The organism is Dactylosporangium sp. NPDC005555 (assembly GCF_040605635.1).
Classification (GTDB): domain Bacteria; phylum Actinomycetota; class Actinomycetes; order Mycobacteriales; family Micromonosporaceae; genus Dactylosporangium.
The window spans coordinates 88,107-98,244 of sequence record NZ_JBEXDG010000006.1; the positions used below are offsets into that span (position 1 = coordinate 88,107).

Sequence of the window (10,138 nt, forward strand, 5' to 3'; positions counted from 1 at the left end):
GATCCCGAAACAGGGGGCCGATCCCGAAACCTGACGCTTGCTGGCAGCAGCCCTCAACGGGGACGGTTGTTCCAGTTGTAGAAGGTAGGGATGTTCTCGAAGTGGTTCCAGGCGCAGACGGCGTTCGCGCCGTCCTCACCACTCGCCTCTGAGCGGGCGGCCCTTGCCACGGCGGCCTCGTCGAGCAGCACACGAAGGCCGTCAGCGGCTCCGTGGACGCGCTCGGTGACCGGGTCAGCGTGCTCCGGCATGGTCCAGCACTCCCTCCAGAAGGCAAATCTTGCTGTTCCGGCAGTGATTCGTCTCCGTACCGTCGAACCTGCCGTGCTCGAAGTAGCGGTTCGCCGCGTGGGCGCCGCCGCAGAAGCCGAAGTACGGGCAGGTCGAGCGGCACGCCTCGACACCGCGCAGGTACTCCGGCACCCATCCGGCCGAGCCCGCCGCGTCGGCCAGGATGACGGACAGCGGCGTCTCCAGGACGCTGCCGGACGAGAAGTCGCCGTAATGGGCGTCGGTGAAGCCCGCCAGCTCGGGTGAGAGCAGGAAGACCCGGCCGTCGGCGGCGATCGTCGGGATCGGGTCGAGCGCGGCGGGCAGGATGCCGTCGGCGCCGCCGGACAGGACCGCGCCCGCGTAGCGCAGCGTCCACTCGATCTCCCGCACGTGGATGCGGGGGTCGCGCCGCCACGCCGCCACGAGCTCGGCCCAGAACGCGCGGACCGCGCCGGCGCCGAAATCGTTGTCGCGCGCGTTGACGCCCTCCTGCTCCTCGATGTTGATCCCGAGGACGTCACAGCCGAGGCCGAGGAAGTAGTCGTAGAGCCGCGTGGCCAGGCCGGGCGCGGGACCCGTCACGACGCACAGCGCCGAGAAGGGGATCTCGTGGCGCCGCAGCGTCTCGATGCCGCGGTGGATCCGCTGGTACGCGGGGGAGCCCGCCCGGTCGATCCGCTCATCATTCAGGTCGGGTGGCCCGTCGACGCTCACACTGATGTGCATCCGGTGCTCGGTGAAGAAGTCGCACCAGTCGTCGTCGATGAGCGTGGCATTCGTCTGCACATGATGCTCGACGCCCTCGAAGGGGGCCATCAGCTCCCGGAGGGCGGCTCGGCCCGCTGCCAGGGGCTCGCCGCCGTGCCAGACCACGGAGAAGCGGTCGTTGCCGGCGGCCCAGCCGTTGACCGACGCTGCCACAGCACTGGCGGTCGAGGGGCTCATCCGGTCGTTGCGGGACCGGAACGGCAGGTAGCAATACGTGCAATCAAGGTTGCACAACGTCGTGGGCTGCATCACGACATAACCTGGGATCTGCGAGATGCCCCGCATGCCGCTCCACGACACCGCCCCGTCCTCCTTTTGGGTGTAGGGACGTGTCGCCTCAGCCTAGGTCTCTTGCACCGTTGCGGTAAGACCCCGGTGACCGGAATAGGCGAGATTTCCCCGATCCCGCCTATTCCGACAGCAGATGGTCAGCCCCGCGTGTGCGAGCCGACCATCTGCACCTGGCCGGTGCCCTCGATGACCTCGCCGACCTGCCAGGCGTCCAGGCCGCGGCCGGCGAGGAACGCCAGGGTGCGGTCGGCGTCCTCGGCGGAGACGACGGTCAGCATGCCGATGCCCATGTTGAAGGTGCTCTCCATCTCCATGTCATCGATGCGCCCCTTGGTGCGCACGAGGTCGAAGATGGGCTGCGGCCGCCAGGTCGAGCGGTCGACGACGGCGTCCACGTTCTCCGGCAGGACGCGGACCAGGTTGCCCGGGATGCCGCCGCCGGTGACGTGGGCATACGCGTGGACCTCGCTCTCGGTGATGAGGTCGAGGCAGTCCTTGGCGTAGATCCGGGTCGGGGTGAGCAGCTCCTCGCCGAGGGTCCGCTGCGAGCCGAACTCGTCGATGACGCTGTCCAGCCGCATCCGGCCGGCGCCGAGCAGCACGTGCCGGACCAGCGAGTAGCCGTTGGAGTGCAGGCCGGTGGAGCGCAGCGCGATGACGACGTCGCCGACCTCGACCCGGTCACGGCCGAGGATCTTGTCCTCTTCCACGACGCCGACGCCCGTGCCGGAGATGTCGTACTCGTCGGGGCGCATGACGCCCGGGTGCTCGGCCGTCTCGCCGCCGAGCAGGGCGCAGCCCGCGTAGCGGCAGCCGTCCGCGATGCCCGCGCCGATCTCGGCGACCCGGTCCGGCACGACCTCGCCGCAGGCGATGTAGTCGAGCAGGAACAGCGGCTCGGCGCCGCAGGCCACCAGGTCGTCGACGACCATCGCGACGAGGTCGATGCCGACCGTGTCGTGGATGCCCATCGCCTGGGCGATGGCGAGCTTCGTGCCGACGCCGTCGGTCGACGAGGCGAGGATCGGGCTCTTGTACTTCTTGAGGTCGAGCCGGAACAGCCCCGCGAACCCGCCGATGTCACCCATGACCTCGGGCCGGTGCGTGCGGTGCACCTTGGTGCGGAGCAGCTCGACGGCCTTCTCGCCGGCGTGGATCGACACGCCCGCGTCCGCATATGTCACGGTGCGCCTGCGGCTCCTGCCGTTACCGGCGGTCCACAACTGCCGCTCGGGGGTGCTGCCCTGGCCGGTCTCACCGGCCTTGTCGGCGCGCTCATCCACGTGCGTCACTTTCTCCCCTTTGATTGCCTTGGCGGCGACCACCGCATGGTGCTACGGGTGGGCGGGTCACGGGCGCAGCAGTGCGCCCGAGCCGCCCGGACTGGCGGCGACGCTGATCGCGCCGCCGTCCGTCGTGGTGGAAGCGGCCCCCGCGGCGCGCGCCACACCTTCCAGGACGTGCTTGCCGATCACGTTGTCGGCCGGCAGTTCAATCGGATACTGACCGTCGAAGCACGCGCTGCACAGCCGGTTGGCCGGCTGCTCGGTCGCGGCGATCAGGCCGGGCAGCGACACGTAGCCGAGCGAGTCGGCGCCGATCGACCGGCGGATCCCTTCGAGGTCGAGCCCGTTGGCGAGCAACTCCGCCCGGGTGGCGAAGTCGATGCCGTAGAAGCAGGGCCATTTGACCGGCGGCGACGAGATGCGGACGTGCACTTCGACTGCGCCAGCTTCTCGCAGCATACGAACGATCGCACGTTGGGTGTTTCCGCGCACGATGGAGTCGTCGACGACGACGAGACGCTTGCCCCGCACGTTGTCGCGCAGCGGGTTGAGCTTGAGCCGGATGCCCAGCTGGCGGATCGTCTGGGACGGCTGGATGAAGGTGCGCCCGACGTAGGCGTTCTTGACCAGGCCGTGGCCGAACGGGATGCCGGACTCGGCCGCGTAGCCGATCGCCGCGGGGGTGCCGGACTCGGGCACCGGGATGACCATGTCGGCCTCGACCGGGTGCTCCTTGGCGAGCGTGCGGCCGATCGCCACGCGCGCGGCGTGGACGTTGCGCCCGACGATCGTCGTGTCGGGGCGGGCCAGGTAGACATACTCGAACAGACAGCCCTTGGGGTCGGGGGTGCCGAAACGCGTCGAGCGCAGGCCGTGCTCGTCGATCGCGATCAGCTCGCCGGGCTCGATCTCCCGCACGACGCTGGCGCCGACGATGTCGAGCGCGGCGGTCTCGCTCGCCACCACCCAGCCGCGCTCGAGCCGGCCGAGGACCAGCGGGCGGACGCCGTTGACGTCGCGCGCCGCATACAGGGTGTCCTCGTCCATGAAGACGAAGCAGAACGCGCCCCGCAGGGTCGGCAGCACGTCCATGGCGGCGGCCTCGACCGACAGGTCGGGGCGGGCCGCGAGCAGCGCCGTCACCAGTGCGGTGTCGTTGGTGGAGTTCATCTGGTCGCGGTCGCCGAGCTCGGCGACGCGGCGGGCCAGCTCGGCGGTGTTGACCAGGTTGCCGTTGTGCGCCAGGGCGATCGTCGTGCCGCCCCGGTCCTCGCCGGGGGCGGTCGAACGCAGCGTGGGCTGCGCGTTCTCCCAGTTGGACCCGCCGGTGGTGGAGTAGCGCGCGTGGCCGATGGCGATGTGGCCGTGAAGGCTCGCCAGGGTCGGCTCGTCGAACACCTGCGACACCAGGCCGAGGTCCTTGTACACCACTACGCCTGAACCGTCGGACACCGCGATGCCGGCCGCTTCCTGACCACGGTGCTGCAGTGCATACAGCCCGTAGTAGGTCATCTTCGCGACCTCTTCGCCCGGCGCCCATACGCCGAACACACCGCATTTGTCCTGTGGACCTGGACGCTGGGGGTCGAGCTCGTGGCTCAACCGGCCATCGCCTCGGGGCACGTTGCCGCTCCTGTCGTCGCAGTTGCTGAGGGTCGTCGGCGGTGTGGGTCGAGGGGAATCCGACCTGATAGGCGCCGGAAATTCGGTCGCCTTCGCGTCCCAAAGTGTACGCGAGGAATTTGACATGACGCACAGCCACAGTTCGCACGCTGTTCGTAACCAGTGTTACGCACGAATTGCGCAGTTACAAGGGCAGATAGGCGGATAAATCCGCGCGAACTCCGCTCGCGCGGATCTTCCCGCTGGTGACTGCTTCATGCCATGATTTCCGACCCGTGGCGATCTCGAGCCAGGTGGCGGGGTCGGTCTCCACGACGTTGGGTGGCGTACCTCTCGTATGGCGCGGACCCTCGACACATTGAATCGCACCGTATGGAGGAACCCGCACCTCCACCGAACGGCCGGGAACACGGGACCGCAGGTCAGCCAGGAGTTCCCGCACCGCGTCACGCAGCGCGAATCTGTCCGGCACGACTCCGGCATCCATCGCATCAAGGACGGTTTGCACCGTTTCGGAATATCGGTGCGGAGTGGACATGCCCGGACAATACGACCGGGTGTGGGCCGGTCGCAACACCCTGCGCCTTTCGCCGACCCCTGTGGACAAGGCATAGTTTGCTGCGGCGCACCATGCAAAGCGAGCCCCGCTCGCATGTTGGACCATCGACAGACATGCTCGGCAGAGACGCTCGGGTGAAGTCAAGATCCGGAGGGGTGTGGACGTGACTACCCACCGACGAGCCTTGCTGCTCCGCGCAGGGGCGGCGGCCGTACTGGTGACGGGCGCGCTGGTCGGCACGGCGGCGACGCCTGCCTTCGCAGCGGTCACTTCGAACGTGACTTCGGGCTCGTTCGACATCAACCCCGGCGAGACCAAGAACATCTCCGTCGCCCTGAGCAGCGACGCGGGACCGGCTGAAACGGTCACCGTGCGTGTCAGCGTCAACAACGCCAACCTGACCGTCAAGGGGATCACCTCGGACAGCGGCTGCGACTCCGGCGGAGCGTCGGCCGAGTGCGCGAACGTCACGGTCCCCGCCAATGGCAACAAGACCGTCACGTTCCAGGTGCAGGCGAAGAGCCCCGGCACGATCCCGGCCGGCACGACCCAGCAGGCCGAGGCGAGCGTGACGGCGCCGGGCCTGACGGGCAGCGGCAAGGTCACCATCAACGCCAAGGGCCCCGCGGCGACGCAGCCCGCGGCCAACACCGTCAACGAGGTCTCGGGCACGGTCAACGACTCGACGACCGGCAAGGCCCTCAAGGGCGCCTCCGTCTCCATGGAGGACGGCGCCGGCAAGAGCCGCACCACGACCACCAACGACGCCGGTGTGTACCGCTTCCTCGGCACCGAGTCGAACCCGATCGCTCCCGGCAACATCTCGCTCGCGGTCACGATGAACGGGTACGACGCCGGCTCGAAGAGCGTCACCGTGCAGGCCGGCAAGTCGGCCACCGGGCAGCGGATCGCCATCGTGCCGGTCGGCTCGACCGCGTCGCCGATCATGCCGCCGAGCGCCGAGGACTCCGCGCCGGCCGGTGAGGAGTCGCAGTCGGCGGCGCCCAACGCGGGCAACACGTCCAGCACCTCCAGCGACGGTGGCAGCGGCCTCTCCTCGTACATCCTGATCGCGCTCGGCGCGCTCCTGGTCGTCTTCGGCATCGTCGCGATCGTGCTGCTCCTGCGCCGTCGCGGTGACGACGACGAAGAGGACCTCGACGAGGAGCCGGGCCCGCGGCGCGGCGGCGGTGGCGGCGCACGCCCCGGCTACCGGCAGGCCCAGGCCGACCCGACGATGGTCGGCGCGATGGGCGGCGCGCCCACGATGATCAACCGGGGCGCCGCCAACGACGCCACCGCGATCGTGCGGCCCGGCCGCGTCACCGACTACGACGTTCCGCCGGACCCCTACGGCGCACCGCTGCCGCGGGCCGGCTCGGGCTACGGCGCGGGTGCCGCGGGTGCGGGCTACGGCGCCGCGAACGGCGGCGGCTACAACGACCAGGCGGGCTACAGCGACCAGGCCGGCTTCGCGCAGCAGGGTGCCCCCTCGGCCGGCGCGGGCTACGGCCCGTCGTCCCGCCCGGCGGTCGACCCCTACAGCCCCGAGTACGGCGCGAACGGCGGCGGCTACAACGACCAGGCCGGCTACGGCCCGGGCGGCGGCGGTGGCGCCGGTGGCGGTGGCGGCGGCGGTTACGCCGACTCCACCCAGCGCTGGGAGCCGAGCGCCGGCAACGGCTACGCGGGCGGCCAGGGCGGCGGCGCGGGCTACGGCTCCGGCGGAGGCGGCGGTGCCAACGGCTACGGCGCCGAGTCCGGTCAGAACGGCTACGGCGGCGGCTCCGGTGGCGGATACAACGGCAACGGCGCGAACGGCTACGGCGCCGACCAGGGCGGCTACGGCGCAGGCGGTCAGGGCGGCTACGCCCAGGGCGGCGGTCAGGGTGGCTACGGGGCGGGCGACGACGGCTACGGTCCGGGCGGCGGCGGCGGCGGCGGCGCGAGCGCGGGCGGTCAGGGCGGTCAGGGTGGTTACGGCCCGAGCGCCGGCAACGGCTACAACGCCCAGGGCGACTACGACGGCCCGTACGCCGGCCGCGGCGGCTACGAGCCGGCCGCCGGATACGAGCGCGACGGCTACGAGCGCGTCCCCGAGCCCCCGCGCGCAGGCAGCGGGTATGACGGCGGCAACGACAACTACGAGCAGCGCGGCGGTTACGGCGACCCCCAGCAGGGTGCCCGCGGCGGCGCGGCCGGCAACAACAACTACGAGCAGCGCGGCGGCTACGGCGACCCCCAGGGTGCCCCCCGCGGTGGCGCGGCCGGCAACAACCGCCGGTCCCTGGACTGGCTGGACGACTGACCTGCCCCGATGCACGAGGAGAACGGCGCCCCCCAGTGGGCGCCGTTTTTCATGTCAGCGGCCGGTGGAAGTGGAGTGCGGCTGACCGGGAAGGCGGAGCCGCCCTCCGCGGTCAGTGCCCTATGTGGTGTGGGTGCGGAGCGCGACCGCCGAGGACCGGGAGACGCACGCGGGATCCATGCTGACGTCCAGGCTCGTCGACGGGCGCGGGTGCATCACCCGGAGCCAGCGCACCTTGCGCAGCATCTTGGCGGCCGGGCCGGGCTCCCGGTGGCGGGGCGTGTGGCCGATCATGCTGCTTCCTCAATGAACCATGTCACGCAACAGAGTGTGCGCGTCCGGCCACGCGATCGTCAGCATGCGAACGGCTCTCCTCCCGCACTGGTCAGCTTCCCCCGGAAGGAGGCGAGTAGGTAAGGCCGGTGCGTTGAGTACCGCTACTGGTAGCGGTGGCCCATCTCGGCGTGGATGGGCTCGCCGGTGGCGAGTGCCGTCAATGCCAACGACAACCGGCGGCGCAGGGACGCGCGGATCGTGGCGGCCTCCAGCGGCAGCCACCGGAAGCCGGTGAGCTCGTCGGCGGCGGGGCGCACCACCTCGGCGGGGTCGAGGACGCCGCCGTCGAAGACGAACTGCACCTGGTCGCTCCAGGGGCCGCGGCCGGGCGTCCAGTCGACGACCAGGAGGCGGCCGACGGGCCGGTCGAGGCCGAGCTCCTCGAGGACTTCCCGCCGGCAGCCGGCGGACGGGGGCTCGCCGGTCTCGACGATGCCGCCGGGCAGGTCGAGATAGGGCTTGTAGTTGGGCACCACGAAGAGGATCCGGTCCGAGGAGTCCCTGATCAGGGCGCCCGCGGCGACCGTCTTGTGAGCCATCCGCCGGGCGATGCCGGGGTTGAACTCGGCCTCGGGCGGGCCTTCCTCGGCGAAGAACGACGTGGTCACGGTATCCATCCAGTGTCCATCCAATGGGGTACGCCGGTCTGCTGATGGTGAACGCATCTTGCGTAATGCAAAGGTAACTGGGCGTCAACCGAGGGGGGAGGTGGTGGCCGATCGGACCGGTCCTCGTCGCAACGGGTCCCGTGCGCTGGGGGTAGTTCGCGGGACTGGGGGTGGTGCCCGCGCGGGGCACCGCCCCCATGAAGCCCCATGAAGCCGGACGACCCGAAAGACAAGGCTAGCCGGACCGGCGCATGTGCAGGCGGACCGTGGTGCCGGCCGGCCCGGTGCGCATCTCCAGCAGGTCGCAGATCTGCCGGGCGATCCACAGGCCGTGCCCGCGCTCGGAGTGCGGGTCGGAGCGCAGGAATCCCAGGAAGTTGCCGGTGGCGGTGCCGGTGTCGGTGATCTCGCAGATGACCCGGCGGTCGGTCGCCCACATGCGGGCCTCGCCGCTGCCCCCGCCGTGGCGCAGGACGTTGGTGGCGATCTCGTTGACGGCGAGGACGAAGTCGTCGATCCGGACCTCGGCGACGCCGAGCCGCAGGGCATGATCGGCGACGAACTGCCGCACCGGCGCGAGGTCGGGATGGATGGGGATCCACTCGACGCCGCCGGTCGGGTACGGCGCGAGCGGCGTGTTCCGGGACGCGTAGTACGACGCGGGATCGGTGAAGTCGGCGCTGAGCTCGCTGGCGGTGCCGACGGCGAGCCGGGGGTGGGTGCGCCGGGCGTCCTCGAGGATGGCGCCGGCGAGGGTGCTGCTGTCGTAGCCGCACATGACCCACGCTCGGGAGTCGGCGAGCGCGACGTTGACGATCGACTCGTACCGGCCCCACTCGGACGTCTCGAGGTCGTCGCGGCCGGCCCAGACGGGCTCGCCGATGACCCGCAGGAAGGCGCTGTCGCCGGCGAGGGCGTCGATGCGGCGGTGGTGCGCGTCGAGGGTGCGTCCGGGGGAGTCGAACCAGCCGGCCGGCTCGAGGAAGGTGACCTGGTCCGCGGCCCCGTTGAGCCGCTCGCGCAGGAGGTGGGTGTTGCCGGTGGAGGTGACGGCGAGGACGGTGTCGCCGCGGTGCACGCCCTCGATGATGAACGGCACGGCCGCCGCGAGGAACTGCTCAGGCGAGTCGAACAGCAACGCCTGGTGGATCAGGGTCATGTCGCCGGCACCCCCGCGTCCCCGATGATCAGGCCCGGCGTGGGGTCCCAGCCGGCGATCCGCAGCACGTTGTGCGGGGTCGAGGCCAGGTGGCGGACGTGCAGCGCGCGGTCCGGCGGGAGCGCCTCAGCGGCGCGGACCAGGGTGCGGATGCCGGCGACGTCGATGAAGCGCAGCTCGGCGAGGTCGATCACGACGATCGGCTCGGGCCAACCGGCGGTGTGGGTGAGCGCCTCGCCGAAGGGCCCGGCGGTCGACTCGTCGACGGTGCCCGCGATGCGCAGGCCGCGGGGCGAGAAGCTGGGCACGATGCGCAGGCGGCGGTCGTCGTGCAGCGGGTCGATCCGCACCACGGCCGGGTGCAGGGCCACCAGGCCGGAGAAGTCGGCCTTGTCGAAGAGGCGCTCGTCGTACTGGCAGATCGCCGCGAGATCGCCGGAGCCGGTGACGGTGGACGCGACCTCCGACTCGTATTCGTGCAGCCGGACCGTGTCGGGCAGGGTGCGCAGCGCCCAGCTCATCTCGCCGGTGAGGCGCAGGCCCTGGAAGCCGGCGGCGCGGGCGTCGCGGACCGCGTCCCTGATGCCGCCGACGACGACGCCGGGGTCGAAGTGGTCGTCGGCCGTCGGGCGGATCTCCAGCTGACCGCGGGCGACCGCGAGGGCGCCGTCGACACCGCGCGGGTCGAGCCACGCGTCGATGGCGCCGGGTGCGGTCCGGTCGGAGAAGTAGAGGACCCGCTCACCGCGGACGAGGCCGTCGGCGATGTAGGCGGACACCACCTCGCGCTGCTCGAGATCGCTCGCGAACGGCAGGCACAGGTGATCGCCCAGGCCGACGTGCCCGGTGTGCTTGGTGGAGACGCTGTCGTCGATGTCCCTCAACTTACCCAGACGCCGCGGAAATGATGTTTCGCAGACCCCTAGG

Annotated in this window: 10 protein-coding genes; 1 reads left to right on the top strand and 9 read right to left on the bottom strand. The window is 70.9% G+C overall.

The window, feature by feature from the left end; translation table 11 throughout:
* Positions 1-53 precede the first annotated feature (53 nt).
* The 5 genes from amcA to ABZS58_RS09295 form a co-directional block, all read right to left on the bottom strand.
* Entirely contained in the window at positions 54-251 is a 198-nt protein-coding gene (gene amcA, locus ABZS58_RS09275) for a multiple cyclophane-containing RiPP AmcA (protein ID WP_327007511.1), read from the bottom strand.
* Positions 235-1,326 (bottom strand): cyclophane-forming radical SAM peptide maturase AmcB, encoded by a 1,092-nt coding sequence (gene amcB / locus ABZS58_RS09280; protein WP_354779701.1) that lies wholly within the window; start codon positions 1,324-1,326, stop codon positions 235-237. Before amcB ends, amcA begins: the two co-directional genes overlap by 17 nt.
* A 143-nt stretch (positions 1,327-1,469) precedes the next feature.
* Positions 1,470-2,624 (bottom strand): phosphoribosylformylglycinamidine cyclo-ligase, encoded by a 1,155-nt coding sequence (gene purM, locus ABZS58_RS09285; RefSeq protein ID WP_354779334.1) that lies wholly within the window; start codon positions 2,622-2,624, stop codon positions 1,470-1,472.
* Between the two features lie 57 nt (positions 2,625-2,681).
* Positions 2,682-4,241: an amidophosphoribosyltransferase gene (gene purF / locus ABZS58_RS09290; RefSeq protein ID WP_354779336.1), complete on the bottom strand. Its 1,560-nt coding sequence runs from the start codon at positions 4,239-4,241 to the stop codon at positions 2,682-2,684.
* Between the two features lie 184 nt (positions 4,242-4,425).
* The gene (locus ABZS58_RS09295) at positions 4,426-4,779 is read right to left on the bottom strand and encodes a sterol carrier family protein (RefSeq protein ID WP_354779338.1); all 354 of its coding nucleotides are present in this window, start codon (positions 4,777-4,779) and stop codon (positions 4,426-4,428) included.
* A gap of 298 nt (positions 4,780-5,077) precedes the next feature.
* On the opposite strand from ABZS58_RS09295, the gene ABZS58_RS09300 reads away from it, so the two are divergent.
* Positions 5,078-7,108: a hypothetical protein gene (locus tag ABZS58_RS09300; RefSeq protein ID WP_354779340.1), complete on the top strand. Its 2,031-nt coding sequence runs from the start codon at positions 5,078-5,080 to the stop codon at positions 7,106-7,108.
* A gap of 120 nt (positions 7,109-7,228) precedes the next feature.
* On the opposite strand, the gene ABZS58_RS09305 is transcribed toward ABZS58_RS09300, so the two are convergent.
* The 4 genes from ABZS58_RS09305 to ABZS58_RS09320 all read right to left on the bottom strand — a co-directional run bounded on the left by ABZS58_RS09305 (position 7,229) and on the right by ABZS58_RS09320 (position 10,095).
* Positions 7,229-7,402, bottom strand: coding sequence for a hypothetical protein (locus tag ABZS58_RS09305; RefSeq protein ID WP_354779342.1), 174 nt, complete (start codon positions 7,400-7,402; stop codon positions 7,229-7,231).
* Between the two features lie 143 nt (positions 7,403-7,545).
* A complete protein-coding gene (locus ABZS58_RS09310) occupies positions 7,546-8,061 on the bottom strand; it encodes an NUDIX hydrolase (protein ID WP_354779344.1) in 516 nt (171 codons plus the stop codon).
* 226 nt (positions 8,062-8,287) lie between these two features.
* A complete protein-coding gene (locus tag ABZS58_RS09315; RefSeq protein WP_354779346.1) occupies positions 8,288-9,211 on the bottom strand; it encodes a sensor histidine kinase in 924 nt (307 codons plus the stop codon).
* Positions 9,208-10,095: an MEDS domain-containing protein gene (locus ABZS58_RS09320; protein ID WP_354779348.1), complete on the bottom strand. Its 888-nt coding sequence runs from the start codon at positions 10,093-10,095 to the stop codon at positions 9,208-9,210. Before ABZS58_RS09320 ends, ABZS58_RS09315 begins: the two co-directional genes overlap by 4 nt.
* Positions 10,096-10,138 lie beyond the last annotated feature (43 nt).

Bases quoted from the DNA above. Each gene is read 5' to 3' on its own strand.
- ABZS58_RS09310 (WP_354779344.1), bottom strand. From the start codon at position 8,061: ATGGATACCGTGACCACGTCGTTCTTCGCCGAGGAAGGCCCGCCCGAG.
- ABZS58_RS09315 (WP_354779346.1), bottom strand. From the start codon at position 9,211: ATGACCCTGATCCACCAGGCGTTGCTGTTCGACTCGCCTGAGCAGTTC.
- amcB (WP_354779701.1), bottom strand. From the start codon at position 1,326: ATGCGGGGCATCTCGCAGATCCCAGGTTATGTCGTGATGCAGCCCACG.
- ABZS58_RS09305 (WP_354779342.1), bottom strand. From the start codon at position 7,402: ATGATCGGCCACACGCCCCGCCACCGGGAGCCCGGCCCGGCCGCCAAG.
- amcA (WP_327007511.1), bottom strand. From the start codon at position 251: ATGCCGGAGCACGCTGACCCGGTCACCGAGCGCGTCCACGGAGCCGCT.
- ABZS58_RS09295 (WP_354779338.1), bottom strand. From the start codon at position 4,779: ATGTCCACTCCGCACCGATATTCCGAAACGGTGCAAACCGTCCTTGAT.